Raw genomic sequence first — 25,885 nt, forward strand, 5'->3', positions numbered from 1 at the left:
GGAAGGCGCCCATATCTACCGAACTCGGCAGTAACGTCGACCGAACTCGGCAGTAACGTCGACCGAACTCGGCGGTCATTCCGACCGAACTCGGCGAGTGCGCAATAGCGCGCCACCGCCCATCAGGCCGAGGGCCAGCACACCGAGGACCATCGGTGCGCCGGTGCGGGCCAGCGCTCCCTGCTTGCCGCGCCCCGTCGTCGATGTCGCGCTGGCAGTCGGCACTCCACCTGGCCCCGGAGCCGCGGCGGTCGGTCCCGCCGTCGGGGCTGCGCCCGCCGTCGGCGTTCCCGGGGTCGCCGTCGGCCCGGCGGATACCGGGCGGGCGACCTGGGCGGTGACGGCGAGGGTATCGGTGGTGCCGTCGGCCTTGGTGACGGTAAAGGAGACAACCGCGCACGTCGTGCTCACGCCGTCGATCGTGCAAGCCTGGGTGGCGACGCCGTCGGGAAGCGTGAAGGTGAGCGTCGCCTGGCCGGTCTCGGGCAGGCCCGGGGTGACCGTGGCGTCGATGTCGCTCGTTGTCAGCGTGCGGACCGAGCCGTCGGCCATGGCTACGGTGGCGGCGACCGCGACTGCGGCGTCACCCACGCCCTGCTCGACGGTGGCCGAGTAGCTCAGACCGGTCAGACGGGCCGTCACCGTATCGCCGTCGATAGCCAGGGCGGTACCCACCTGGTGTGTACGGAAGGAGGCGGTGGCCGGCGCCACCCGCACCAAGTACTCGGAGGTGACCGTGCGATCGAGAATGCCGGTGTTGATCATCGTCTTGTCGCCCAGGGTGGTGAAGTTGTCACCGCCCGCCAGCAGGAAGGTGTTGGAGGCAACGGTGACGCTCGCCGCATCCTCGAGCAGCTTGCCGTCGATGTAGACGGCGTCAACCACCCGCGAGCGCGCCTCGGCGATGTCATCGGCAAGACTCTCAATGAGGGCGGCCCGCTCCGCTTCGGAGGCGTTGGAGATCCGCGTGAAGTAGTCCTCGAGCCGGTCGGCGGCCTCCTGGTCCAGGTAGACCTCGACGTTGTCGGAGGTTCCCAGCATGAGCGTGGCGCGCGTGGTCGTCGGCTGGAACTGCTCGGCGAAAACCTGCTTGACCTCGGCACCGGTGTAGGTCGCGTAGGCCATCTCATTGCCGAAGGGCTGCACCATGTAGGCCTCGCCCGCGGTGAGTTCGCCCGCAAAGTAGTCGGCGCGCACGCCACCGGGATTCATCAATCCGATCGCGTAGTCGGTGGCCGGCTGGATGTCCTGCGCCAGCCAGGAGCCGAAGGAGGTGGCAATGAGGTTGGAGGCCGTGGACTCGGTGGAGCGGTTGGCGCCGTAGTCCGCGCCGTCATTGGTGCCGCGCAGGAAGTCCGATCCCAGCGTGGTCAGTACCTCGTTGCCGGCGATCTCGGAATCCGCCTTCGCCTGCGCGACGATCCCGGCCACCCCGTAGGCGTCGGTGGTGCAGTTGGAGCCCGCCAGGTCCAGGTTCCGAGCAGTGGCGGCGGTGACGTTCTTGGTGCCGTCGGCGGATGTGGTCACCGTCAGGGAGATCTCTCCGAGCTTGAGCCCGTAGTGGTCGGGCTGGACGACGGCGATATCCGTGCCCTCGGTCGACTTCACCACCTCGGCGAAGGGCACATGGGTGTGGCCGGCGACGACGGCGTCGACGGCGCCGTTGAACTGGTTGCCGTAGATGGCGGCGTCCTGGTGGGCCAGGACCACAACGACGTCGGCCTCCCCGTTGGCGGCGTCGCCGTCCTTGAGGGTTCGGGCGCGCGCGTTGGCGGTGGCGGTGGCGTCTGAGACGGTCAGGCCCTCCAGCGCGGACTTGGACACCAGACTGGGCAGCTCCTCGGTGACGACGCCGATGAAGCCGACCCGAACGCCGTCGACCTCGGTGATCCAAATGCCATCTCCCGAGCCCTCGGCAGTCAGCGCGGCGTTGCCAGTGACGTTGGCGGACAGGACCGGGGCGTTGAAGGCGGGCAGGAGGCGATCGGCGAGGTCGGTGATGCCCTTGTCGAACTCGTGGTTGCCGGCGCTGGTGACGTCCAGGCCGATGGCGTTGAGGACGTCGATGGTGGGCTGGTCGTCCAGGACGGAGGAGATGTAGGCGCTGCCGCCGACGTTGTCTCCGTTGGAGACGAAGAGCGTGCTGGGGTTGCGGGCGCGGGCGGCCGCGATCTCACAGGCCAGGGTGACGGCGCCGGGCTCGTCGCCGGTGGTCTCGATGTGGCCGTGCAGGTCGGTGATGCCGAGGATGTTCAGCGTAGTGGTTGCCTCGGCCGGCTCCGCGGCCGCCGTGGCCGGAGTGGTCAGTGCCGGTGCGAGGGTGCCCAGGGCGAGGGCCACCGTGAAGGCGGCAAGGCGGCGATATAGGTGTGTCATGAGCGTTCTCGGGAGGTCAGTGGGGCGGAGGACCCGACCAGTGTAGGTCACTTCACACCGCCGCGGGCCCAATGGAGCCGCGTCTCCGGGAGCCGGCTGCCAGCACGTGTTTGGCATCGCAACATACCGGGCATTACGGTTTCGCCACTTATTCCTGGTGGCTCCTGCGAGCAGCCTCGGTTGCCCCGTCCGCTCCGGCACCACCGGAGCTGTGGGAACGGACGTTGGCGAGATGGCGCGACTGGCTCACTGAGCCGCGCCGGAGACAAGCTCCACGCCAGGACGTGGGAGCGGGCGTTGGCGGGATGGCGCGACTGGCTGGGGCGGCACGACCGGTTCGCGCGGGGGTTGTTCTGGGTCTCGAGGTTCAGCCAGCGCGCCGCGGTGGTGTTGCTGCTGGTGGTGCTGGTCCTGGTGCCGCGGGTCGGGGTGGCGATGGTGCCGGCGGTGTTCATGACCGCCTGTACCGGGCTGCTGGCCCTAGCCGCCGGCGCCGGTTTCACCATCGCCGAGGACACCGCCAGACGCCTGCCCGCCCCCGGAATGCTGGCCTCCCTCCTGGGCGAACGCCGCATCACCTACGGCCTGAACCCCTTCACCTCCGGCGCCTTCAGCCTCCCCGACTCCGGCCTGATCGGCCTACTGACAGGCGATGATCACGGCGGATCAACCATGGTGGTCGGCCACCAGACCTCCACCATGCTCGTGGCCTGCGCGATCGCGATCAGCATCACCCTGTGGCGCAACCCCACCACCACCAGACACGCAACCACCAGGCTGACCGGGCGGATGGTGGCACGCCGACTACTGGCATGGACGCCAGCGGCCCTGGCGGGGCTGGTGGTGATCACCGACCACGCCGCCTACAACGCCACCGCCGCCTCCTACTCCTGGGTGGAGTCCGGGCAGGGCATACCCGACTGGATGATCCTGGCCTGGGCCGCCGCAGGTCGCGGACACGCCCAACCCTGGCTCGCCGCCATCGCCTTCATCATCTGCCTACTCATCGACGTTCATCACCGGCAGCACGCCACCACACCCACCACAGACGCAGCCCAACCAGCAGCGGTACAAGCCATAGCGCCGCCAACACAGCCAGCCCCGGCTTCGGTTCCGGGCATCGGCGCCGGTTCCGGCGGCCTCCCGCCGGCAGCAGGCCCCACGCCGCCAGTGGGAGGCCCCACGCCGGCGCCGGGTTCCGGGGCGCCGGGCTCCGGTGTGCCGGGGGCCGGGGCGCCGCGGGCCGGGGCGCCGAGGTCGGGCATACCGGTGTCGGGCTCCGGCGTCGGTTCTGGCGTGGGTTCTGTCCTGTGGGGGTGGCTGCGGTCCCTGGCCGGGTTGGTGCGGGCGCTAGCGACCTCCACACGCGCCGACCTCACCACCATTCTGGGCGCCTACACCCGGCCCGGCCTGGACCGGGCCGCCCGCATGGTCACCGGCCGCCAAGCACAAGCATCGGTCATACAAGCCCGCGCCCACACCCAGGCCCAGGCAACCCCCGGCCCCGAACCCGCCTCCCGGCACCGATTCCGACTCACCGCCCTCGCCATCGGCCTGGCCGCCGCCGCGGCCTGCCTGGCCTACGGACTGACCATGGCCCGCACCATCGGGGTGTCGGTAACCACCGACGGGGACCAGGTCTTCTTCGCCGGCCTCCTGGACGCCCTGGCCTACTGGTGGGACCAACTCACCTTCGGCCAACAAATCGCGGTAACCGCCTACATCGCCATGCTCGCCCTGGCCGCCTGCAGCTCGGTCGGACTCGCCCTAGGAATCGCCGGAGCCATCACCTGGGCCTTCGCCCACGGCCACGGTCTGGCCTCCTTCCTACGCGACCCCAACACCGCCTTCACCGAATACCCCAAGAACACCACCCCCGGCCAACTACTACTCGACACCCTCGACTTCGCCCTGACCTTCATACCCGGCTCCGCCATCGCACTGGGCACCCGCCGGGCAGTCACCACCGCCGCCACCAGACAAACCACCCGCCAAGCCGCAGAAACCGCAGCAGAACAAGCCGGCCGCTCCGCCGCCCGCACCTGGACCAAACAACAAGTAAGCGACTGGGTCAACGGACTGCGCACCGTCGTCCGCAAACCCTCTACCACCGCAATCCAGTACCAACACCGCGTCCTAGGCACCAACGTCGAGCGCGTCATCCCCACAGGCGTCCCCGGCGAGACCATCGTGGCAGACGCCGTCACCAAGGAAGGGAACATCGCCATGGCCTACGAAGCAAAACACACTGCAGGCGGAGCGAATGCTCTATACGAAGGAGGCAATAAGCCGGAGTTTCTATACCGACAATTCGACCTAGAGATAGAGCGATACGGGCGGGCGATACGAAATCCAGACAATCCCCTAGGAGGTCTCACTCTCGTCACCAACACCGAGAAAGCCGCCGAATTCCTCGGGCAACGCGCCCACAGTATACTCGGCGACGACATCCAACTGACCATCAAGGTAATCCCCTAAGGATGCCTACACAATAGCACAGACAAGGAAAGACTCATGAGTTCATATTATTCGATACTGCCTCCAGGACACACAGACTCGATCATCGCAGACAAAGACACTTTTATTCGTGCCGCCCAGAAGCAATGGCCCGGATGTCGCATATTCCACGCCGGACATGGAGAACACGACTCAGATGTAGACATCTTCCCGATATTCGATGGCACCGAGATGCAGGTATTTCACTTTCCTGACGGAAAAGTTGTATCAGCTCGTGGCGCATTACCCGACCGGGGGATTGCAGAAGTCGCCGCATGGGTGCGCACCTTGAATCCAGACCCTGACTTCGTTCTCTGGTTGACTGACATGTTCTTCACTGGCCACGTCGTACTCACCCCCGGCATCACCCCGGAGCAGATACGCGCCTCATGGGTCGACCACGCCGAGCACGACCCGGCAGTCGAGTACCCGGAATACTTCGGCAACTGAGTCTGCCACCGGCATTGCGGACCCCGGCATGTGGCGGTAACGTAACGGCGACTCGCCGGCCGGATATCCGGCCGGTGTGAGGAACGTAGAAGCGTAGGTGAGGCACGGTGAGTAGACGACACCCTCACGGGCACGGGCCCGACAACGAGTCGACTGAAGCGCCCGCGGCAGACAACAGGAGCCTTGTGGTGCGCATCGTCCCCACCGGCATCCCCGGGGAGACGGTGGCGATCGACAAAATCACCCTGGAGGATGACTACGCGACCTCCTGGCTGAGCAAGTACGCTGGCGACCCCGCCACCCAGTACCGCGGCGCCAGACCACGCGGCCTGTACCGCCAGCTCGACCGCGAACTGGAGCGCCACGGGCGCACCATCAACCACCCGAGCAACCCGCTCGGCAAACTCATACTCGTCACCAACACCAAGCAATCTGTGGCTCTCCTACAGCAGCGGGCCCGAGAGGTATTGGGCGCCGACTTCCCCGTGACTGTCAAGCTCATGCCCTAAGCCCCTGGCGCACCCCAAACAGAACAGACCGCCCCAGCACCCTCCCCGGGTCGGCACCCCGGAGATCTCCAACCAAGCGAGGAACCACCCATGAGCGCCAAGTACACGATCCTGCCACCCGGCCCCACCGACCTGATCATCGCCGACCGGGACACCTTCATCACCGCCGCCCAGCAGCACTGGCCCGGATGCCGCACCTTCCTCGCCAGTCACGGACCCCACGACTCCGACGCCGACGTCTTCCCCATCTTCGACGGCGAAGAACTAGAGGTCTGTCACTTCCCCGATAACCAGACCATCGGCGTCGACGCACTATCCGGAACCACCGCCGTCGCCGAGGTCGCCGCCTGGGTGCGCTCCCTCAACCCCGACCCCAACCTCGCCCTGTGGCTGACCGACGACTTCTTCCAAAACCACGTAGTGCTCACCCCAGGCATAACCCCGGAACAGATCAACACCTCCTGGGTCAACCACGCCGAACACAACCCCATGACCGAGTACCCCCAGTACTTCACCGACGCACCCGGCGTATTCACGCCCCAGCCACAGCCCGCCACCAAAACCGGGCGGCTACCCCACTGGATCTCCGGCAGAGGCCGATAGCACAGAGCAGCCGAGGGAGACGGAAGGCTTGCCCGGGCCGCCGGAAACGCGTCGAGGCCGGCCGTATCGGCCGACCTCGACGGTAATAACAACCGAACTCGGTGGTTATTTCGACCGAACTCGGTGGTTACTTCAACCGAACTCGGTGGTTACTTCAACTGAACTCGGTGGTTACTTCAACCGAACTCGGTGGTTATTTCTACCGAACTCGGTGGTTATTTCTACCGAACTCGGTGGCGGGGAGGGCGCCCGGGATAGGAAGCGCCGCTCCGTGCCGCTCCGGCTCAGGCGGCCACGGCGGCGGGCTGCGCCTCGGCCGCGGCCTCAGCGGCGAGCTTGCGGGCCCGGGCCTGCTTGAGGACGAGCACGCAGATGGCGGTGACGACCATTCCGGCGATGATGGAGATGAAGAAGCCGAGCAGGTTGTCAATCGCGAAGAACACGAAGATGCCGCCGTGCGGAGCCCGCGAACCCACGTGCAGCGCCATGGACAGGGCACCGGTGACGGCGCCGCCCAGCATGGACGGCGGGATGATGCGCAGCGGGTCGGCGGCCGCGAAGGGGATGGCGCCCTCGGAGATGAAGGAGGCGCCCAGCAGCCAGGCGGCCCGCCCATTGTCCCGCTCGACATCGGTGAACAGTCCCGGACGCACGGTGGTGGCCAGGGCCAAGGCCAGCGGCGGAACCATGCCGGCCGCCATAACAGCGGCCATGATCTCGTAGGAGGCAGTGGTGGCCGCGGACAGACCGGCGGAGGCGAACAGGTAGGCGGCCTTGTTGACCGGACCGCCCAGGTCGAAGCACATCATCAGACCGAGGATCACACCCAGGATTACGGCGGAGCCGGAGTCGGCCATGGAGGTCAGCGACTGGCTGAGCCAGTTCATCAAGGAGGCCAGGGGGTTGCCCAGAACCATGTACATCAGGGAGCCGACCACCAGCGTGGTGCACAGCGGGATGATTACCACCGGCATCAGGCTGCGCAGCCAGCGGGGCACGTCCAGGCCCGCCAGCCAGGCGGCCATGTAACCGGCCAGCAGACCACCGATCAGACCCCCGATGAAACCGGCACCGATGGCCACCGACAGGGCGCCCATGGCGAATCCGGGGGCGATACCGGGACGTCCGGCCAGGCCGAAGGCCGTGTAACCGGCCAGCGCGGGCACCAGGAAGTTCATGGCCGCGCCGCCCAGAAGAGCGAAGACCGCACCGATATAGGCCATCAGCGGGGAGCCGCCCAGAGCGTGCGGGGCGGCATAGTCCGGATTGTTCAGATCCGGCAGGTTCCACAGGCTGGAGGCCGCGAGCCCCTCATCGGCATTGCCGATCACGATGTTCTGCGCGGTGCTGCCGATATCGTAGCCGCCGAAGAGGAATCCCAGAGCGGTCAGCAGACCACCCGCGGCTACGAAGGGGATCATGTAGGACACGCCGGTCATCACCGAGCGTTGCAGGCGCCGCGCCCAGTGGACCTGCTCCTCCTCACCCTCGGATTCTCCGCCCGCGGCCGCGGTCACGCGCTTGGCGTCGGGGTCGTCAATGGCAGCCAGGGCCTGGTCCACCAGCGAGCCGGCATCGTTCACGGCGGCCTTGACGCCGACGTCGATCACGGGCTTGCCGGCGAAGCGCTCCAGGCCCTTGACCGGCAGATCGTGGGCGAAGATGACGGCGTCGGCCGACTGGATCAGATCGGCGTCGAGCCAGTCGATCTTGCCCGATCCCTGACCCTCGATGCGCACGGTCACGCCGCGCTCCTTGCCGGCCTGCTCGAGCGCTTCGGCGGCCATGAAGGTGTGGGCGATGCCGGTGGGGCAGGAGGAGACGCCGACAATGACGCGTCCGGTGTCGGCGGTCGCCGCCGCAGATGGGGCGGTGGTCCCCTCCCCCGCGGCCGGCTGCTCGGCGGAGGCGGCGTCGTCGTCGAGCAGCTCGGGCTGAACCTGCGCGGTGACCAGCCGGGCGGCGTCCTCGGGGGTGGCCGCGGCCCGCAGGGCGTCGGTGAACTCGGACTTCATCAGGCCACGGGCCAGTTTGGCCAGCAGCTGCAGGTGGAAGTCGTCGGCGCCGGCGGGGGCGGCGATCATGAACACGAGGTCGGCGCCCTGGCCGTCGGCGGCACCGAAGTCAACCGGCTCGGTCAGCCGAGCGAAGCCGAGGGAGGGGGCCAGCACATGTGGGCTGCGGCAGTGCGGGATGGCGATGCCGCCGGGAATGCCGGTGGGCGCGGTGGCCTCACGGGCCAGGGCGTCCGCGGCGAGCCCCTCATTGGTGTCGGCACGGCCCGCGGCGGCGACGACGTCGGCCAGATAGTTGATGACCGCCTGCTTGTCGGTGCCCGCAGATGCGTCCAAACGAACAAGTTCGGGGACGATCAGCGGCGTGTTCGCTGAATTGGTGGGCTGGGACATGGTGTTTTCCTTGTTGTCTCCTGGTAGTGCCGCTCCGCCGTTGCGGCGCGGGTTGGGATCGGATGCGCGGACCGGTGGCTCGCGCCGGGCAGGTTGGTTCTGGTAGGTGCTTGCGGACCGGGGGCTCACAGCTCGGTGACTACGGCGCTGCGGTCCGGCAGGTCGCCGGGGCCGGGCAGGGTGGTTCCGGGCAGGCCGGCGGCGGCGGAGCCGTAGGCCATGGCGGTGGCCAGGCGCCGCGGGGCGCTCTCTCCGCGAACGTCGGCGAGGATGTAACCGGCGACAGAGGAATCGCCCGCGCCGACGGTGGAGATGACCGGCACGGCGGGAGCGGAGGCCCGCCAGGCTCCGTCCGCGGTTACCAGCACGGCGCCGGCGCCGCCCAGAGTGGCCATCACCGCCCGCACCCCCCGGTCCACCAGCACGCGGGCAGCCGCAGCCACGGGCGCGTAGTCACCGGCGATGGCCCCCTCCTCCAGGGCCGTGGCGCGCTCGGCGGGCAGCCCGGCGAGTTGGCCGAGCTCCTCACCATTGGGTTTGATCAGGTCGGGGGCGGCGTCCGGCAGGGCGGCGGCCAGAGCCGCCAGGGGTGCGTCCGAGGTGTCGACGGCGATGCGCAGCCAGGGTGCCGCCTGGCGCAACAGACCGACCAGGCGCGCATACCAGTCGCTGGGAGCACCCGGCGGAAGCGAGCCGGACAGTACGGCCCAGCTGTTCCCGGCGCCCGTATCGGCCCCCACCGCGACGGCCTCACGCAGCGCCGCCTCGACTGCGCCGACCTCGGCAGTGGCCAGGCCGGCGCCCGGCTCGTTGAGTTTGGTGGTGGTTCCGTCCGGCTCCGTCACGGCGGTGTTGATACGCACCGCGCCGGCCACGTCGACTGTGACCGCTGACAGGCCCACGGCGTCCAACGCCTTCAGGGCGCTCACCAGCGGGTCGTAATCGGGTGCGGGCAAGATGGCGGTGACCTCCTGGCCCGAGCGCGCGAGCACACGGGCCACGTTGAGCCCCTTGCCGCCCGGCTCGGTGGTGACCGACCGGAGGCGATTGACCCCGCCGCGCACAAGCGGCCCGGCGAGCGTGACCGTGCGGTCCAGCGAGGGATTTGGGGTGAGGGTGATGATCATGCGAGAAGTACCTCGGTTCCTGAGTCGGCGAGTTGGGCGGCTAGTGGGCTGGGGAGGGCGGCGTCGGTGACCAACAGGTCGACCTCGTCCAGGTCGGCGAAGGAGACCAGATGTTCTTGGCCGATTTTGGTGGCGTCGGCCAGGACGACGACTCGGCCTGCGGCGCGAACCATCGCCCGCTTGACGGCCGCCTCATCCGGGTCGGGGGTGGACAGGCCGTGCTCGGCGGTCAGGCCGTTGGTGCCCATGATGGCCACGCTCACCCGCAGTGCGGCCAGTGCCTCCAGGGCCTCGGGGCCGACGGCCGCCTGGGTGATGCCGCGTACCTGGCCGCCGAGCATGCGCACGGATAGGTCGTTGCGGCCGGCCAGCAGGGCGGCGGTGAGCACGGAATCGGTGATGACGTGCAGGTCCAGTCCTTCGGGCAGCAGACGGGCCAGACAGCCGACGGTGGTGCCGGCGTCCAGCAGGACGGTGGCACCGGGGCGCAGCCCCAGGGCACCGACCGCAGCGGCGGCGATAGCCTGTTTGGCGGCGGCACCGAGCAGTTCGCGCTCGGCCACGGCGGTCTCCGGCAGCGCCAGGACGGTGGCGGGTACGGCGCCTCCGTGGACCTTGCGTACGGCACCGGCCCGGTCAAGGGCGGTCAGGTCACGGCGGATGGTCTCGACGGTCACGCCGTAACGGGCAGCCAGGTCGGCGACGGCGACGCGGCCCTCGCGTGCGACCGCGTCGACGATGTCCTGCTGGCGTTGCTCGGCATTCATTGCGCACCTCCACCCTGAAGCCCGTTCGGACGTAAGTGTATGTCCGAACGGGCGTGAATAGGAAGAGGAACGAGCAGATTAGATGTGATTCATGTCCGCTCGGGCATAGCAAGGCCGATCCAGGGGCGAATCACGAGTCTGACCCTGCGGTCGGCGCACTCCGGCTGCACCTGCCCGGAAGCGGCGGCCTCGGCAGACCCCGGGCCCGGCCCGGCGCCCAAGCGGGGTCGGCGCCCAAGCGGGGTCGGCGCCCGACCGGGCCACCGGGACCACCGGGCCACCGGGACCACCGAGCTACCGGGGCCACCGGGACCACCGGGCCACCGGGGCCACCGGGACCACCGGGACCACCGGGACCACCGGGCCACCGGCTCACAGTCGCAGCAGCGGCAGGTAGTCGGACAGGTCGCAGCGTTCACCGGAGGCCTGCAGCGCCCCGGAAGCCAGGGCCTGCTCCCACGCCATTCGGCCGGTGGCCAGGGCCAGCCAGGTGGTGGCATCGGTCTCCACCACGCTGGGCGGCGTGCCGCGACGGTGAACGGTGCCGGCGACCGCCTGGGTGACTCCGAAGGGCGGCACCCGGACCTCCACTGCATGGCCGGGGGCGCAGGCGGACAGTTCCTCCAGGGTGTAGCGCACGGCGGTTGCGGTGTCGGAGCGCCGGGGTCGGTTGCCGGAGTCGGTTTGGTCGGCCCACCGATGCACGCATTGCGCGCCGGCGGCGGGATCTATGCGTCGTTTCACGTATCCGACGGTACGACGCGGCACTGATTCGACATACCCTTGCGGATCACCCGATAGCAGGCGAAGCCACCGGCCGCCAGCAGCGCGGCACTCATCATGCCGAAGGATCCCAGGAAATCCGGCACGCCCGCCTGAGCCAGGGAATCCTGCTCCGGCGCAACCACCACCTGCGCTCCGGGCGGCGCATCCGCACCGCCCGAGGCGGCCGGAACGAAGGCCTGCAGGTCGATGCTCCGGGTCGAACCGTCACCGGCAACCAGCGTAAAAGAAACCACCGCGCAAGCCGCCGCAACACTCACGCCGTGGCTCTGCCCGCCTTCCCCCGGACAGACCGTGGTAGCGACGTCGTCGGGAAGAGCCACTTTCAAGGTGGCCATACCGGTCTCGGGCAGTTCGGGGGTGATGGTGGTGTCGATCATGGCACTGGTCAGTTGCTGAGTGCCCCCGTCGGCGAGGGCCACCGTGGCGGTGACCTCCCGGGCGGCGCTCGGGGCCGACAGCTCGGAGGCGGCCGTGAAGCTCAGTCCGGTGAGGCGGACGGTGGCGGCGCCAGCGGCGGCATCGGTATCCATGTCGACCCCGATCTGCCGTTTGGTCAGATCCGAGGGGTCGGCGTTCCCGGCCTGGAAATACTCGGCGGTCACCGCCCGGTCAAGCACACCGGTGCCGGTCACCTCCGCCTCCCCCAGGACGGTGAAGCCGTCTCCGCCCATCAGCATGAAGGAGTTCGACGCCACCACAACCTCGGCGTCGTCGGCGAGCTCCACACCGTCTACATAAACCGAGCGGATCACACGGGCGCGGGAGGCATCGACGGCGGTCTTAAGGTCGGCAAGGTCCCGCTCTCCGGCGGCGATCCGGCTCCAGTACTCCTCGAGCTCATCGGCGGCGTTCTGGTCGATATAGACCTGCACATTGGACGAAACGCCGAGCATGAGCACCGGGAGGGAGGTGTCGGGCTGCCACTGCTGGGCGAGCACCTCCTTGAACTGTGCGCCCGAGTAGGTGGCGTAGCCCATCTCATTGCCGAAGGGTTGGACCGTATAGGCATCCCCCTCGGTCAGATCGCCGCGCAGATAGTCGGCGCGCACGCCGCCGGGATTCATCAGCCCGACGAAATGCTCGCCTTCAGGCCGGGCATCGGTGACCAGCCAGGACCGATAGGAGTCCGCGATGACATTGGAGGCCGTCGACTCGGTGGAGCGGTTGGCGCCGGGGTCGGAGCCGTTATTGGTGCCGCGGTAGAAACCCGTGTCCAGGGTGGTCAGGACGCGGCCGCCGGCTACCCGGGAGTCGTGGGCGGCCTGATCGACGATTCCCTGGACGCCATAGGCGTCGCTGGTGCAGTCCGAGGCAGTCAGGTCGATGTTCTCAGCCTTCACAACGCCGACTGCGCCGGTGGCGGGGTCGTAGGACAGGGCGATATTGCCCAGAAACTCGCCGAACTGGCCGGGCTGGACGACGGCGATGCGGTTGCCGTCCTTACCGGTGACGGTGGCGGCGTGGGCGACATGGGTGTGACCTCCGACGACGGCGTCGACCGAACCGTTGAACTGCGTGGCGTACACCTCGGCGTCCTCATGCGCCAGCACGATCACCACATCGGCCTCCCCGTTGGCGCCGTCACCGTCCTTCAGTGCGGCCGCACGCGTGTTGGCGGTCTCCATCAGGTCAACCACCTGCAGTCCCTCCAAGGCCTGTCCGGACACCAGGGAAGGCAGGGAGTCGGTGACCACTCCGATGAAGCCGACAGTCACGCCGTCGACCTGCGTGGTCCATACGCCGTCGCCATCACCCTCGGAGCTCAGGGCGGCGCTACCGGTGACGTTGGCGGCCAGCACCGGGGCGTCGAAGGCGCCCAGCAGGCGGGAGGCCAGATCCGTGGCGCCGCCGTCGAACTCGTGATTGCCGGCGGCGGTGACGTCCAGGCCGATCGCGTTGAGGAAGTCAATGGTGGGCTGGTCCTCCAGAACCGATGAGATGAAGGCGGAGGCACCCACATTGTCCCCGGCGGAGACCAGCAGTGTGTTGGGCTGTGCGGCACGTGCCGCCGCGACCTCGCAGGCCAGGGTGACGGCGCCGGGGTCGGTTACCAGCTGCGTCCCCTCACTTAGGGTAGATACGCGCTCAATGTGGCCACCGAAGTCGCTGAGAGCGAGCAGGTTAATGTTGACGGGGGCGTCGGCGACCTGAGCACCGAGCATGCCCTCAATGGGGGCGGCGACGACCACCGGGCCGCCGATGGAAGCCCCGGCGACCGCGACCGGCGAGGCCGCTGCGGCGGGAGCGAAGGCTGCAAGTACGAGAGTCGTAAAGGAGACGGCTGCCCGAGTGAGGTGTCGCGATCTCATAGTGGTCCTCGTCGTGATCGTCAATAGGCCGAACGATTGACATCACCATAGGTGTCAGGACACCTGGGGTCCATGACACTGACCAATTAGCAACGATGACAATTTGGCGATGCTGAACACCCCTTGCCCTATCGCTGCGCCGGCGGGCCGCGCCACAGACCATCTCACCCGAAATACCGGGCAACAACAACGGTGTCCGACCCCTTCTCAGGAAGATGCCGGACACCGTTCACGAGTAAACCGCCCTAGAAATCGTAATCCCAGGGTGACCGCGACCGCCGATCGGGTCGGCCGATCGGCCGACGGGCGTCAGACGATGCCGTGGGCGATCATGACGTCGGCGACCTGGGTGAAGCCGGCGGCGTTGGCGCCCAGGACGTAGTCGCCGGGGCGGCCGTAGGTCTCGGCAGCCGCCACGCAGGAGTCATGGATGTCGGCCATGATGCCGGTGAGCTTCGCCTCGGCGGTGGCGAAGTCCCAGCGGGTGCGGCCGGCGTTCTGCTCCATCTCCAGCGCAGAGGTGGCCACGCCGCCGGCGTTGGAGGCCTTGCCGGGGGCGTAGAGGATGCCAGCGGCCTGGAAGGCCTCAATGGCCTGCGGGGTGCAGGGCATGTTCGCCCCCTCGGCGACGACGGCGCAGCCGCTGCGCAGCAGGGCGGTGGCGGAGTCGGCGTCGAGCTCGTTCTGGGTGGCGCAGGGCAGGGCGACGTCGACCGGGACGTCCCAGGGGCGCCCCTCGGTGACCAGGCGGGCGCCGGGGCGGCGGGAGACGTAGTCGGCGACGCGGCCGCGCTCGACCTCCTTGACCTGCTTGAGCAGCTCCAGATCCACGCCGGCCTCGTCCACGACGTAGCCGGAGGAGTCGGAGAAGGTGATGGGCCGGGCGCCGAGCTGCTGGGCCTTCTCAATGGCGTAGATGGCCACGTTCCCAGCACCGGAGACGGCAATCCGCTTGCCCTCCAGGCTATCGCCGCGGGTGGCCAGCATGGACTGGGCGAACAGGACCGTGCCGTAGCCGGTGGCCTCGGTGCGCACGAGGGAACCGCCCCAGGCCAGGCCCTTGCCGGTCAGCACACCGGCGTCGTATGAGTTGCGCAGGCGCTTGTACTGGCCGAACAGGTAGCCGATCTCGCGGCCGCCCACGCCGATGTCACCAGCGGGGACGTCGGTGTCAGGGCCGATGTGGCGGGACAGCTCGGTCATGAAGGACTGGCAAAAGCGCATTACCTCGGCGTCGGAGCGGCCGTGCGGGTCGAAGTCAGAACCGCCCTTGCCGCCGCCGATGCCCTGACCGGTCAGTGCGTTCTTGAAGATCTGCTCGAAACCGAGGAACTTGATAATGCCGGCGTTGACACTCGGGTGGAAGCGCAGGCCGCCCTTGTAGGGGCCGAGCGCCGAGTTGAACTCGATACGGAAGCCGCGGTTCACGTGCACCTGACCGGCGTCGTCCACCCACGGGACGCGGAACATAATCTGCCGCTCGGGCTCGACGATGCGCTCCAGGAGTCCGTCCTCGGCGTAGTGGGGGTGCTTGGCAATGACGGGGTCCAGCGACTCCAGCACCTCGCGGACGGCCTGGTGGAACTCTTCCTCCCCGCGGTTGCGGGCCACAACCTGTTCGTAAACCTTCTCAACAACGTCCTGCATACGGGATCTCCTTCACCTGTCACCTGGCAGCGGCACACCCGACCTGGAGTCGGTGCCGTGTGGCTGCGATTACGGCGCAGGAGCACGTCTTTGAGCAGGCGGGCGTCCCGCGCTGGGCCAAAGCGTCGCACCCCACGGGTAACTGAGACGAAACATCTCATGCTTCGGTCGGCGCCACCGCGGCCGCGCCGTGGTGACCGTTTGCCAGGCGCACCTGTCGCGGCGCTACCGCGGCCGCGCGGCCACGCCGAGCCGCCTGTCCGTGCGCGACGGGCAATCTAAGCGTCAAAGCGCCACAACCGCCTGGGCCGGGCTTGTGTTGCTATCGGGTCCGTAGGCAACGAGCAATCTGAGCGTCAAAGCGCTGCGTAGGCGGCGTCTTCGACGGGCTCGAGCCACTCGTTGGAGGTGTTCTCCCCAGGGACTGCAAGCGCGATGTGGGAGAACCAGGAGTCCGCCTTGGCACCGTGCCAGTGCTTGGCGCCAGCGCGGATGAACACCACCGACCCGGGTTCTAGGGAGACCGGGTCATGTCCCTCCTCCTGGAACCATCCGGAGCCGGCGGTGCAGATCAGCACCTGACCGCCGCCGGAGGTGGCGTGATGGATGTGCCAGTTGTTGCGGCAACCGGGTGAGAAGGTGACATTGTGGATGCCGACGGCACACTCGGGGTCGTCGACGAGCTCCTTCAGATAGCTGTCGCCGATGAAATACTGGGCTAAGGTGGAGTTCGGCTCGCCCTTGCCGAAGACGTTCTCGGCGGCGAATACGGATTCGTCGGTGGTGGCGGTCATGATGGCTCCTCTCCTGCGGCCACTGTGGTCGCACGGCATCACACTACGAGCGTCGCCCAGCTCCAGCCAGGCACCGGGCGGCCCCCCAAGCACCGCCCCCAATCCCATCGAGTTCGGTCGAAATAACCACCAAGTTCGGCCGAAACAACCACCGAGTTCGGTCGATATGACCATCGAGTTCGGTCGGCGGGGCCGGCGGGTGGGGGAAGTGTCCGGATTCGGCACAAACGAGGATCCCTCGCCCGACGTCGTCTACCAGGTCCGTATGGTTCCAAGGAATCTGAGGGCACCTGCCGGCAGAGGCGGTGTTTTTGTACCGAATCTGGACACTTTGGCTCTCGGCTGCTGGCCTACCGCCCTGGTGTGGCGAGCATGCCAGTTGGACCATCTGGCTGCCGTTGGACTGCCTGAAACGCACTCTCAGACGGTCCAACCGCAGTAACACGGTCCATGTACAAGGCCAGCAGCAGGCCGGGCCCACACCCACCCACTACACCCTCAATCCGGAAGAGCCGCATTACCCTCTATTGGTACTGTCCCCCAGCTCACCCCCTCCGACCAGTCGGCCAACTGCCGCATTCGGCGCCTCCCAAAGACCGCAATAGCACTGAGCGGTGCACTATCCGGCCGCGACTACCTCGACGGCGACTCCCACCGCCTCATATGTGTCCCTTGTGCGTGCGTCCCTGGTGGCGAGCAATGCGCCATTCTCCAGTGCCGCAAGGGCGACCAGACCGTCGTAGACGGCACCGCCTGCGATTCCAAGGCTGGCCAATCGCCGGTGCGCCGTGATCGCCGAATTCGCAGAAAGGGCGAGCACCTCCGGGAAACGGTCGTCAATAAGCGCGACCGCGTCTTCGGCGGACACGCGCGCGTCTGCGGGCAACCGCGTCAGCACCGCATAAGTCTCCGCCAGGGCGTGTCCACTGAGGCTCAGCCGCCTCCCCCTCGCCCAGTCACGCACCGGGCGGTGCGCCTCATGGGAGGCTACCAGCAGAGGAATGGCAACACTCGTATCGACGGCTATGCGCGTAGTTCCGTTCACCTTCTGCCACCATCGATCAGTGCAAACATCACGTCATCGGTTACTGGGGTCTGCGAAGTGGCGACCAGGTTCCCGTCCTCATCGCGCACCACCCGTGCGGCACGCCCCCCCGGAATCACTTGCACGCCGGCACCATAGGGAGACACATCGACCTTCGTACCCGGCAGCAATCCAAGCGACTCCCGCAGTCGCTTCGGCAGGAGGATGCGGCCGCCCGAATCAATCGTCACCTCCATGGGAGGAGGTTACCATCGCAATCCCACTTCGTTCAGTGGCGTTCGCAAAGACGCGGCAGGACTGGCATGGTCGACGCCGTCCCCTCCACGCCGTTGCCACGCCCGACCTTTACCTGCAACCGGAGGCGCCGGCCGTGCGTCCTGGAATATCTCCACGCCGCCCGACTTGCTCCGGCATGTGTGCGCCCTCGAGAGCATGCCGGCTGACCGGCCCGCCGTCGTCGCCGTCGACGGGCGCTCCGGCAGCGAGAAGAACCTTGCACGCCGGCCAGCCTCGCTGGAGCCAAGCACGCAGATGCCGCATATCTATGACCCGGATTGGAACGGGCCGCTTTACTAGTGGGACCACGCGCTTGTGGCACGGCTGCGGGCCGACGACATGGTGGAGTTCATCCCGCCGGCCCCACCAACCGAACTCGACGGTCATATCGACCGAACTCGACGGTCATATCGACCGAACTCGATGGTTATTTCAACCGAACTCGACGGTTGTATCGCTGTCGGACCGCTCTCGAAGGGCCTGGAGCCGGCAGGTGCGCAAACTCTCAAACGACCAGCCAGATGGCGCCGGTGATCAGGAACCCGGTGAGTCCACCAATGGTTGACAGCAGCGTCCATTTCTTCAGCCCATCCTTGACGGACAGGCCCATGTACTTGGTGACAATCCAGAATCCAGAGTCGTTGATATGGGAGAAGCCCAGGGCGCCGAAGCTGATCGCCATCTGAATCAGGACGACCTGGAGGGGCGAGTATCCACCGCTGGCAACCGCATCCGACAACAGTCCGGCCGCTGTCAAGATCGCTACCGTCGCCGACCCCTGCGAGGCCCGCAGCGCCGCCGAGATGACGAAAGCGGTCAGCAAAATCGGCATATGCGCCGCCACCAGGGCCTGCGCGAGCGCATCGCCGATACCGCTAGCCACCAGGACCCCGGCGAACACTCCCCCGGCGCCGGTGACGAACACAATGGTGGCCACATCGGGCAGTGCGGAGTCCAGGACCTTACCGCGCTGCTCCAAGGACCAGCCCTGCTGACGACCAACGATGAAGTAGGCGAGCATGACGGCGGTCAGCAGCGCCGTCATCGACGAACCGATGAAGCCGAGCACCGCATGCGCGGGGGAGTCCTCATCCACCAGCATCTGCCCGACCGTACCCACCATGATCTGCGCAATCGGCTCAACAATCAGGAAGATGACCGTTCCGGGGCCGGTGGCGTGGGCACGGGGAACCGCGCCGCCGGGCGTGTAGGTGGACTCGGCACTCTCCGAGGCACTGCCGAGCGGGGTCTGCCCGATCGGCACCGCCTCCAGGCCCAGCCGTTTAGACGCGAAGTAGACCACCACGGCCACAAGTGCGCACGCGGGTAGGGCCAGCAGCATCAGCAGTCCGACGTCGACCCCCAGGGTGGCCGCAGAGGCGACCGGGCCCGGGTGGGGCGGGAGTACCACGTGCAGGGCCATCATCGTAGCCGCCACCGGCAGACCGATCTTGAGCGGGTTGATCTTCGCGATGTAGGCGAAGCCGAACACGATCGGCGCCAGGATGATGAAACCGACGTCGAAGAAGATCGGGATGCCGAGGATGAAGGCGGCAGCGACCACGGCCGCGACCACGCGCTCGCGTCCCAGCATGCGCGTGAAGCGGTCGGCCAGCACCTCCGCGCCCCCGGCGGCTTCAATGACCCGGCCCAGCATGGCTCCCAGACCGACGACCATGGCCACCGATCCCAGGGTCCGGCCCATGCCGTCGATCATGGTCTGGACCACGTCGCCGATTGGAATGCGCGCGGCCAACGCGAGCACCAGGGACACCAGGAGCATGGCCACGAAGGCGCTCATTTTGGCCCGGATGACCAGCAGCAGCAGAACAGCAATCGCCGCTACGGCAAGTAGCAGCAGGGCAGTGGTGGACATGATGAGGCCTCAATCCCGCTCGGGCGCGATCACGGTGATAACTGCGGAGTCATCCTGCGCCCCCAGGCCCCGCCGCGCCCCCTGCAGGTACAGCTGCTCGGCGGCGGCCGCCACCGGCGTGGACAGGCCAACCGACTTGGCGGCGGCGGTGACAATGCCCATGTCCTTGACGAAGATGTCGAGCCGCGAGCGCACTTCCGGTCCCTGCTCGTCGTAGGCCTGGAGCATGCGCGGCCCACGGTCCCCGAGCATGAAGGACTCCGCCGCACCGGCCATAAGCGCCTTCAGGGCGGCCTCCACGTCCAGGCCGAGGCCCCGGGCCAGCGCGAGCGCCTCGCCGGCGGCGGCGATGTGCACGCCGCACAGCAGTTGGTTGACGGTCTTCATGGACTGGCCGTAGCCGGGCTCATCGCCTACGCGCACCAGCGTGGAGGACATCGCCTCCAGCACGTCCTCGGTGGCGGCCCATGCCTGGTCGTTAGCGCCGACGACGACGAGCAGGTCGCCGGTGCCGGCGCGTGCGGGCCCGCCGGAGACGGGGGCGTCCACCAGCAGCAGGCCCATATCCGCCAGGCGGTCGGCGACGGCCTCCACGCCGGCTCCGCCCACCGTGGAGGTGAGCAGGACGGCGGCGCCGGGGCGCATGGCGGAGGCGATGCCGTCCGGGCCGAACAGCAGCTCCTCCAGCTGCGCCTGGTTGCGCACGGCCACCAGCACGACGTCGGCGTCGCCGGCGGCCTCGGCGGCCGAGGCTGCGGGCACGACGCCGGACTGCTCGGCGAGGGCGAGTCGTTCGGTGGCGATGTCGAAGCCGCTGACGGTGAAGCTCTGGGACAGGTTCGTGGCCATGGGCAGGCCCATGGCGCCCAGTCCCAGTACGGCAATGGTGGTGGTCATAATGAGATCTCCTTCGATCGGTTGTGGGGCATGCGCCCCGGGTGTTGGCGTGATGTAGTTGGCAGTGGTCAGGTGTGTGGCGCGCGGCCAGGCGGTCAGGCGCTAGAGGCGGTCAGGCGTTGAGGGTGCGTACGACGGCGGTGAGCGAGTCCTCGTCGCCGACGTTGCCGGCGAACACGATGTAGGGGACGCCCGCGGCCGGGCCGTCCTGCGGCTCCCACAGGGAGACGATGCCGGGCAGCATGGGGCCGCGCACCAGCGCCCGGCGCACGCCCAGGCCGCGGGAGGCGACGTCGGAGGAGGTGATGCCGCCCTTGGCGATGACGAAGCGGGGGCAGCGGGCGGCGACGATGCGCTGGACGATCTCGACGACGGCGGCGGACACGCGCCGGGCGAATTCCAAGGACTCCTCCGCGTCCCGCCCGGCCACGAAGGCGCCGCCGCGGCGGACCACCACGTTGCCCCGCCTCAGCGCGGCGGCGGCCTGCTCGGCGACCTGTTCGACGTGCGGGTCGCGCCGGTCCGGGTCGAGCACGGTGGGGACGTCGATGACGACTTCGGGCGTGTCGGTGGCCGCGCGCAGCGCGTCGACCTGCCGTCCGGTCAGGCCCACATGCGAGCCGACCACGATCAGCCCGCCGACGGCGTCGGAGGCGGGGGCGAAGTCGGCCGGCCGGGCCTGCTCGGGGGTCAGGGGCGCATGCGGCACCTGTCCGATGCGCGCCCGGACGAAGGGCGGGCCGACCCGGTAGACGAAGTTCGCGCCGTCGGCCTCCGCCCGCTGCAGGGCGCGAGCCAGCAGCAGTAGGTCGTTCTCCTCCACGCAGTCGACGGCGATCGGCGTGCGGTTGTGCACGGAGGTGAGCCGGTCGACGACGGCGTCCGCGTCGGTGCGTAGCATCTCCAGATCGATTACGACCACGTCCTGCGCCCGGGTGGCGCCGGCGGTCTTCTCCTCAACCCATTCGGGCAGGGAGGAGGAGCGGTAGCCGAAGGTCTTGTCGGCGGCGAATTCTGTGTCCCCTACGGGCACGAAGCCCTTCTGGGGACTGCCGGCGTAGTGAGTGCCGTGTACGGTGATGCGCCCGGCGTCGGGGAAGGCCGGGGACAGAATGACGCCGTCCACAGCCGTGCCCGCGCGCTCGAGCAGGGCGGCGATGGTGTCGGGTTCGAGCGGGAAGTGGCCGCGCAGCGTGGAGTCGGAGCGGGACACGAAGGCGATCGGCCTGCCGACCGCCGTCGATGCGGCCAGGGCGTTGGCGACCACCTCGGTGTTGACCCGGGCGGCCGCCTCGGGGTCGAGGCTGCGCGAGTTTGTCATCACGTATACGGCGCTGGCGCCGGTGGACAGTGCCCACTCCAGGTCCTCGACCTCCCACCCGGTGACCACGGGCAGATCCGCGATGGACTGGGTGCCGGTGGGGTCGTCGTCGAGGACGATCAGCACTCGACTTAGGGCGACGGCGATATCCGCCGGGTCCACGGCCGGGCCGAGCGGTATGCCGGCGGTGAGCTCATCCAGGGTCTTCATGAGTGCACTCCTTTGTCACAGATTGGGTATGCGGTTGTGGGGCGGGCCGATCGGGTGCCTGCCGGGCACCGGTCCGGCGAAGCGCTCAGGTGGTGTATTGCAGGAGGTCGTTGGTGGTCTGATCCATGTGTGCGCGCATGGCCGCTTTGGCGGCGTCCGGGGAGCCGAGACGCAGCGCCAGGAGGATGCGCTCATGCTGGGCGATGGCGTGTACGCGCACCTCGTGGTGAGCGGAGGTGACCCGCCGCGCGGCCATGAGCTCTGCGCGCAGTGGCGCGTAGGTGGCGTGGATGAAGAGGTTTCCGGTGGCCTCAATGATGTGGTCGTGGAAGGCGAGGTCCGCGGCGGTCGCGGCCTCGACGTCGTCGGCGGCGTCCGCCTCCTTTAGCGCGGCGACGGTGGCCTCCATCGCGGTCAGGCGCTCGGGGGTGATGCGGGCGGCGGCAATACCGGTACTGCCGACCTCGATCATGCGGCGCACTTCCAGCAGGGCCAGGCCGATTTCGCGCTCCGAGCCCTCCCGGCGGGCCAGGGCCACCAGGCTGGCCAGGTCCTGCCATTCGGCGGGATCGTTGACGTAGGTGCCCGAGCCCTGCCGGGCGGACAGGACTCCTCTGGTGATCAGGACCCGGGTGGCCTCGCGGGCGGTGAGCCGGGAGACGGACAGGGCGGCGGCCAGCGCCTCCTCCCCCGGCAGTGCGGAGCCGACGGCGTAGGTGCCGTCCACGACGCGGCGCAGCACCTCGGCGACTGCGGCGTCAATGCGAGACGGGGCCATACCAGCTCAACTCCTCTGAGGACTTGGGTGTGAGAATACGCCTCCGACACTGAACACACAAGGGCGGTGGCGATTCAAGTCGCCCTGAATCGGCAGGCCAACACCAATAGATGACGGGAGGGCGAACCGCACGCAAACCATATTCCTCCGAGGACTGGCTGGCGTTCACTCGCCCGGACGCAGCCCGAGTTCTCCGCTCGGCGCCTCCATCCTTCTTGGCCGCCGAATGTCTGACACAGGTAGTACATCGGCGTACCATGAGCCCATGCGCACCGTAACCAAACGGGACCTCAATCAGCACACCGCCGTCGTGCTGGCCCAGGTCACCGAAACCGACGATGTGGTCGTGACCGAGCGCGGCACCCCACGCTGGCGACTCAGCGCCGTGCAGGGAGCTTCAAGTGCACTCGCGCGTCTGGAGCGCGAGGGTCTTTATACGCCTGCGGCCGAGACCCCCACGCCTTGGCCGTCCCACCCGGGCGGTCCGGCATACACGAGCGCCGAGGCGGACGCCCTGCTCGCCGAGCAGCGCGGAGACCACTGACCATGCCCGGTCAGGTGATATATCTCGATTCGTCGGTGGCCCTGCGCACGATCCTGGATGTGCCCGAGCGGGAGCAGGTCCAGGACTGGATGCAATCACCGGGGATGACGCTCGTCTCCTCTCGCCTGCTGCGCACTGAGGTCATCCGCGTCCTGCGAAGAGACAACCGGCCTCTACGTGACGGGCTTCCGCTGCTCGACCGCGTGGGCCTGATCGACATCACACGCCAAGTGCACACGGTGGCCGAATCCATCGAGAGGCACGTCAAGACCCTTGACGCCCTGCATCTGGCGACCGCTCTTGTCCTGGGTGAAACGAGCGCCGTCGCCACTCACGATGCCGCAATGAAGACCGTTGCCGAGAGTCTCGGGCTGAACGTGATCGACCCGGTCGACAATCCGTCCCCGCCGAAGTCGGCGTGAGCGGCACACCTCTTCACCTTTTGCGCACGCACCGCTCCGCCGGGACATGCACGCCAGCCGTCACCCGGGAAGCCGCAACCCGTGAGACCACCGGCGCCCTCCAACGCGAAGAGCTGTCATACCGGTTATACTTCGCATGTGAAGACGGCAGTATCCATACCAGACCCGGTGTTCCAGGAGGCTGAAAAAATCGCACGCCGCCTCGGATGGAGCCGGTCGCAGCTGTACACGAAGGCCGTCCACGACCTGGTGATCAGCTACAGCGATGACCCTGTGACTGAGGCGCTTAACGCTCTTGAGGACGTCGAGCCCGCGCAGGCCCCGTTGGCGCCGGCGAGGAGACTCATTGAGTCGGGGGCATGGCAGTGGTAGCTCGCGGAGAGGTCTGGTGGCTCGACTTCGGCGATCCCATCGGCTCGAAGCCGGGTTACCGCAGACCCGCGTTGATCGTGTCCTCAGACAGATTCAACCGATCACGCATAGCCACTGTCATTGTTTCCGCGATAACCAGCAACCTGCGGCTGGCAGCGGCGCCAGGCAACGTCGGGATTGAGCGCGGTGAGGCGGGCCTGTCCAAGCAGTGCGTTGTAAATGTGTCGCAAACCCTCGTAGTCGACCGCTCCAGGTTGAGCGATCGCATCGGCGTTCTCCCCGCCCACCTTCTTAATCGCGTGGACGACGGACTGCGCCTGGTCCTCGACGTCTGACTGGTCGGCTTCGGCGCACCGCCCGCCGTCGATGCCGGGGACAGCGCATGTGATGTCTCAGGACATCGGTGACAGTTTTGTGTCAGGACATCGGTGACACTTGGTGTGTCAGGACATCGGTGACAGTTCTGGGTCTTGTGGGGTGTGGTGGTCGGTGCTGGTTGGTGGGGTTGGGTGTGTGTGGGTGGAGACGTAGCGGGTGCCGGGTGCGGGCCAGGTGTGTTGAGCGAGGACCTCGCCGTCGGTGGTGGTGATGATGATCGTGTCGGGGTTGTAGTCGATGATGACCTGGCTGCCGGCGTAGGCCTTGGAGACCAGGAACGTGATCGAGGCCAGGTTGACGGTCCCGTTGGCGCCGACGCATACCTGCCGGGTCCCTGAGGGTGGGGTCTTGCGGCGCTCGGGTGGTCTGGCACCTCGTGTGGGCTGGCCCGAGGCGGTAACAGTGGGTGCGGGCGGACCGCCCACGGACACGGTCTCGTCGGGTGGGGCGGGTCTTGGCGGGATGGCGGTGGGGGTGGCGTCCCACGCCTGCTGGGGTGTCATCCTCCCGGGAAGGGCCTGGTTGCGGCGTTCGGTGTTGTAGATGTGGTCGAAGGCGTCGACCTGTGCCTGAAGCTCGGCGATGGTGAGGGCCAGGGGCTGAGCGTCGAGGTAGCGGAACAGGGTCTGGTGGAAGCGCTCGTTCTTGCCCTGGGTAGTGGGCTTGTACGGCTTGCCGGTGATCGGTTCCACCCCCAGGGAGCGCACGTGGCCGACCAGCTTGCCTTTGCGGCCGCGTCGGGTGGGATTCAAGGCGACCCCGTTGTCGGTCAGCAGCCGCTGGGGCACTCCGTAGCGGGCGACGGCCTTGTCGAAGGTGGCGATGGCCGCCTGACTGGTCTCGGAGGCGGCGACCAGGGACGCAACCGCCAGGCGGGAGTGGTCGTCGATGAGCTGGAAGATGACGGCCTTGCGGCCGCCGGCCAGTACGTATTCGGTGGCGCCCCGTCTGCCAGCAGGCGTTCGGGGCGGGGTAGACGAAACGGCGCCATGCCGCCCGGGGCCTTTTGGCCGGCTCGGCGCGGGCCACGCCGGCGGCGCGGAAGATCCGGGCCAGGGACGCCGGCGAGGGCGCCTGAAGGCCCATGGCCTGCATCTTGTCGTGCACGCTGATCGGGCCGCAGTCCAGGCCAGAGCTCTCTAGCGCGGCACGCACGTCCAGGGCCTGGGTGCGCTGATCAGCACTGATGGCCGAAGGACTCCTACGTGGTCTCGTGGAGCGAGGCTCAAGGGCCGCGGCCTCGCCCTCGGCGCGAGCTCGGGCACGGATCGCATAAAAGGTCTTACGTGAGATGGACTGCTCGGCGCAGAAGGTGGTGACCGCCCCGCGCGGGGCGTCATCAGGCCACCGGACAATCTCCAGGCGCACACGCGGATCGACACGACGGTTCGCTGAACTCATGCCCCAATCCGACCCGAAGTGTCACCACCCAAACAGCCAGAACTGTCACCGATGTCCTGAGACAGAACTGTCACCGATGTCCTGAGACATAAC

General features: G+C 67.9%; 22 protein-coding genes and 1 pseudogene. 8 read left to right on the forward strand and 15 right to left on the reverse strand.

Annotation, left to right across the window (positions count from 1 at the left end; all coding sequences use genetic code 11):
• Positions 1 to 75 precede the first annotated feature (75 nt).
• Positions 76 to 2,376 (reverse strand): bifunctional metallophosphatase/5'-nucleotidase, encoded by a 2,301-nt coding sequence (locus CWT10_RS14695; protein WP_103061631.1) that lies wholly within the window; start codon positions 2,374 to 2,376, stop codon positions 76 to 78.
• Positions 2,377 to 2,760: 384 nt separating this feature from the next.
• Between CWT10_RS14695 and CWT10_RS14700 the strand changes: the two genes are divergently transcribed.
• The 4 genes from CWT10_RS14700 to CWT10_RS14715 all read left to right on the forward strand — a co-directional run bounded on the left by CWT10_RS14700 (position 2,761) and on the right by CWT10_RS14715 (position 6,434).
• Complete coding sequence (locus tag CWT10_RS14700; RefSeq protein WP_146032370.1) at positions 2,761 to 4,854, forward strand: hypothetical protein; 2,094 nt, start codon at positions 2,761 to 2,763, stop codon at positions 4,852 to 4,854.
• Positions 4,855 to 4,890: 36 nt separating this feature from the next.
• Positions 4,891 to 5,322, forward strand: coding sequence for a hypothetical protein (locus tag CWT10_RS14705; protein WP_233187961.1), 432 nt, complete (start codon positions 4,891 to 4,893; stop codon positions 5,320 to 5,322).
• Positions 5,323 to 5,510: 188 nt separating this feature from the next.
• The gene (locus CWT10_RS14710) at positions 5,511 to 5,831 is read left to right on the forward strand and encodes a hypothetical protein (protein ID WP_128683551.1); all 321 of its coding nucleotides are present in this window, start codon (positions 5,511 to 5,513) and stop codon (positions 5,829 to 5,831) included.
• A gap of 90 nt (positions 5,832 to 5,921) precedes the next feature.
• Complete coding sequence (locus tag CWT10_RS14715) at positions 5,922 to 6,434, forward strand: hypothetical protein (protein ID WP_103061628.1); 513 nt, start codon at positions 5,922 to 5,924, stop codon at positions 6,432 to 6,434.
• 284 nt (positions 6,435 to 6,718) lie between these two features.
• Here CWT10_RS14715 and CWT10_RS14720 read toward each other — a convergent pair whose 3' ends face one another.
• The 13 genes from CWT10_RS14720 to CWT10_RS14780 all read right to left on the reverse strand — a co-directional run bounded on the left by CWT10_RS14720 (position 6,719) and on the right by CWT10_RS14780 (position 22,675).
• Complete coding sequence (locus tag CWT10_RS14720) at positions 6,719 to 8,842, reverse strand: PTS fructose transporter subunit IIABC (RefSeq protein WP_103061627.1); 2,124 nt, start codon at positions 8,840 to 8,842, stop codon at positions 6,719 to 6,721.
• A 125-nt stretch (positions 8,843 to 8,967) separates the two neighbouring features.
• Positions 8,968 to 9,969 carry a 1-phosphofructokinase family hexose kinase gene (locus tag CWT10_RS14725; protein WP_103061626.1) on the reverse strand — a complete coding sequence of 334 codons (1,002 nt, stop codon included), beginning with the start codon at positions 9,967 to 9,969 and terminating at the stop codon, positions 8,968 to 8,970.
• Positions 9,966 to 10,736: a DeoR/GlpR family DNA-binding transcription regulator gene (locus CWT10_RS14730; RefSeq protein ID WP_103061625.1), complete on the reverse strand. Its 771-nt coding sequence runs from the start codon at positions 10,734 to 10,736 to the stop codon at positions 9,966 to 9,968. Before CWT10_RS14730 ends, CWT10_RS14725 begins: the two co-directional genes overlap by 4 nt.
• Before the next feature lie 372 nt (positions 10,737 to 11,108).
• Positions 11,109 to 11,480 (reverse strand): sterol carrier family protein, encoded by a 372-nt coding sequence (locus CWT10_RS14735; RefSeq protein WP_158247567.1) that lies wholly within the window; start codon positions 11,478 to 11,480, stop codon positions 11,109 to 11,111.
• Entirely contained in the window at positions 11,477 to 13,831 is a 2,355-nt protein-coding gene (locus tag CWT10_RS14740) for a bifunctional metallophosphatase/5'-nucleotidase (protein ID WP_103061624.1), read from the reverse strand. Before CWT10_RS14740 ends, CWT10_RS14735 begins: the two co-directional genes overlap by 4 nt.
• A gap of 309 nt (positions 13,832 to 14,140) precedes the next feature.
• Positions 14,141 to 15,478, reverse strand: a complete 1,338-nt coding sequence (gdhA, locus tag CWT10_RS14745; protein ID WP_103061623.1) for an NADP-specific glutamate dehydrogenase — start codon at positions 15,476 to 15,478, stop codon at positions 14,141 to 14,143.
• Positions 15,479 to 15,834: 356 nt separating this feature from the next.
• Complete coding sequence (locus CWT10_RS14750) at positions 15,835 to 16,272, reverse strand: cupin domain-containing protein (protein ID WP_103061622.1); 438 nt, start codon at positions 16,270 to 16,272, stop codon at positions 15,835 to 15,837.
• Between the two features lie 619 nt (positions 16,273 to 16,891).
• Positions 16,892 to 17,317, reverse strand: coding sequence for a PIN domain-containing protein (locus CWT10_RS14755; protein ID WP_103061621.1), 426 nt, complete (start codon positions 17,315 to 17,317; stop codon positions 16,892 to 16,894).
• The gene (locus CWT10_RS14760) at positions 17,314 to 17,553 is read right to left on the reverse strand and encodes an AbrB/MazE/SpoVT family DNA-binding domain-containing protein (RefSeq protein WP_103061620.1); all 240 of its coding nucleotides are present in this window, start codon (positions 17,551 to 17,553) and stop codon (positions 17,314 to 17,316) included. The genes CWT10_RS14755 and CWT10_RS14760 overlap by 4 nt, the downstream gene beginning before the upstream one ends.
• A gap of 545 nt (positions 17,554 to 18,098) precedes the next feature.
• Positions 18,099 to 19,469 (reverse strand): GntP family transporter, encoded by a 1,371-nt coding sequence (locus CWT10_RS14765; RefSeq protein ID WP_103061619.1) that lies wholly within the window; start codon positions 19,467 to 19,469, stop codon positions 18,099 to 18,101.
• 9 nt (positions 19,470 to 19,478) lie between these two features.
• The gene (locus CWT10_RS14770; protein ID WP_103061618.1) at positions 19,479 to 20,366 is read right to left on the reverse strand and encodes an NAD(P)-dependent oxidoreductase; all 888 of its coding nucleotides are present in this window, start codon (positions 20,364 to 20,366) and stop codon (positions 19,479 to 19,481) included.
• Positions 20,367 to 20,478: 112 nt separating this feature from the next.
• Positions 20,479 to 21,897 (reverse strand): four-carbon acid sugar kinase family protein, encoded by a 1,419-nt coding sequence (locus tag CWT10_RS14775; RefSeq protein WP_103061617.1) that lies wholly within the window; start codon positions 21,895 to 21,897, stop codon positions 20,479 to 20,481.
• An 85-nt stretch (positions 21,898 to 21,982) separates the two neighbouring features.
• A complete protein-coding gene (locus CWT10_RS14780) occupies positions 21,983 to 22,675 on the reverse strand; it encodes a FadR/GntR family transcriptional regulator (protein WP_103061616.1) in 693 nt (230 codons plus the stop codon).
• A gap of 265 nt (positions 22,676 to 22,940) precedes the next feature.
• Between CWT10_RS14780 and CWT10_RS14785 the strand changes: the two genes are divergently transcribed.
• From CWT10_RS14785 to CWT10_RS14800, 4 genes are all read left to right on the forward strand, one after another.
• Positions 22,941 to 23,219 (forward strand): type II toxin-antitoxin system Phd/YefM family antitoxin, encoded by a 279-nt coding sequence (locus CWT10_RS14785; RefSeq protein ID WP_103061615.1) that lies wholly within the window; start codon positions 22,941 to 22,943, stop codon positions 23,217 to 23,219.
• Positions 23,220 to 23,221: 2 nt separating this feature from the next.
• The gene (locus tag CWT10_RS14790) at positions 23,222 to 23,641 is read left to right on the forward strand and encodes a type II toxin-antitoxin system VapC family toxin (RefSeq protein WP_103061614.1); all 420 of its coding nucleotides are present in this window, start codon (positions 23,222 to 23,224) and stop codon (positions 23,639 to 23,641) included.
• Between the two features lie 138 nt (positions 23,642 to 23,779).
• A complete protein-coding gene (locus tag CWT10_RS14795; protein WP_103061613.1) occupies positions 23,780 to 24,013 on the forward strand; it encodes a hypothetical protein in 234 nt (77 codons plus the stop codon).
• On the forward strand, positions 24,001 to 24,348 hold the full coding sequence (locus CWT10_RS14800; RefSeq protein ID WP_103061612.1) for a type II toxin-antitoxin system PemK/MazF family toxin: 348 nt from the start codon (positions 24,001 to 24,003) through the stop codon (positions 24,346 to 24,348). Before CWT10_RS14795 ends, CWT10_RS14800 begins: the two co-directional genes overlap by 13 nt.
• A 108-nt stretch (positions 24,349 to 24,456) precedes the next feature.
• Here CWT10_RS14800 and CWT10_RS14805 read toward each other — a convergent pair.
• Positions 24,457 to 25,792: pseudogene (locus CWT10_RS14805) on the reverse strand (DDE-type integrase/transposase/recombinase).
• Between the last annotated feature and the right edge of the window lie 93 nt (positions 25,793 to 25,885).

The organism is Actinomyces qiguomingii (genome assembly GCF_004102025.1).
Lineage (GTDB): Bacteria > Actinomycetota > Actinomycetes > Actinomycetales > Actinomycetaceae > Actinomyces > Actinomyces qiguomingii.

Coding starts and splice junctions, on each gene's coding strand:
- CWT10_RS14695 (WP_103061631.1), bottom strand. CDS start 2,376: ATGACACACCTATATCGCCGCCTTGCCGCCTTCACGGTGGCCCTCGCC.
- CWT10_RS14705 (WP_233187961.1), top strand. CDS start 4,891: ATGAGTTCATATTATTCGATACTGCCTCCAGGACACACAGACTCGATC.
- CWT10_RS14715 (WP_103061628.1), top strand. CDS start 5,922: ATGAGCGCCAAGTACACGATCCTGCCACCCGGCCCCACCGACCTGATC.
- CWT10_RS14720 (WP_103061627.1), bottom strand. CDS start 8,842: ATGTCCCAGCCCACCAATTCAGCGAACACGCCGCTGATCGTCCCCGAA.
- CWT10_RS14725 (WP_103061626.1), bottom strand. CDS start 9,969: ATGATCATCACCCTCACCCCAAATCCCTCGCTGGACCGCACGGTCACG.
- CWT10_RS14730 (WP_103061625.1), bottom strand. CDS start 10,736: ATGAATGCCGAGCAACGCCAGCAGGACATCGTCGACGCGGTCGCACGC.
- CWT10_RS14740 (WP_103061624.1), bottom strand. CDS start 13,831: ATGAGATCGCGACACCTCACTCGGGCAGCCGTCTCCTTTACGACTCTC.
- gdhA (WP_103061623.1), bottom strand. CDS start 15,478: ATGCAGGACGTTGTTGAGAAGGTTTACGAACAGGTTGTGGCCCGCAAC.
- CWT10_RS14750 (WP_103061622.1), bottom strand. CDS start 16,272: ATGACCGCCACCACCGACGAATCCGTATTCGCCGCCGAGAACGTCTTC.
- CWT10_RS14760 (WP_103061620.1), bottom strand. CDS start 17,553: ATGGAGGTGACGATTGATTCGGGCGGCCGCATCCTCCTGCCGAAGCGA.
- CWT10_RS14765 (WP_103061619.1), bottom strand. CDS start 19,469: ATGTCCACCACTGCCCTGCTGCTACTTGCCGTAGCGGCGATTGCTGTT.
- CWT10_RS14770 (WP_103061618.1), bottom strand. CDS start 20,366: ATGACCACCACCATTGCCGTACTGGGACTGGGCGCCATGGGCCTGCCC.
- CWT10_RS14775 (WP_103061617.1), bottom strand. CDS start 21,897: ATGAAGACCCTGGATGAGCTCACCGCCGGCATACCGCTCGGCCCGGCC.
- CWT10_RS14780 (WP_103061616.1), bottom strand. CDS start 22,675: ATGGCCCCGTCTCGCATTGACGCCGCAGTCGCCGAGGTGCTGCGCCGC.
- CWT10_RS14785 (WP_103061615.1), top strand. CDS start 22,941: ATGCGCACCGTAACCAAACGGGACCTCAATCAGCACACCGCCGTCGTG.
- CWT10_RS14790 (WP_103061614.1), top strand. CDS start 23,222: ATGCCCGGTCAGGTGATATATCTCGATTCGTCGGTGGCCCTGCGCACG.
- CWT10_RS14800 (WP_103061612.1), top strand. CDS start 24,001: ATGGCAGTGGTAGCTCGCGGAGAGGTCTGGTGGCTCGACTTCGGCGAT.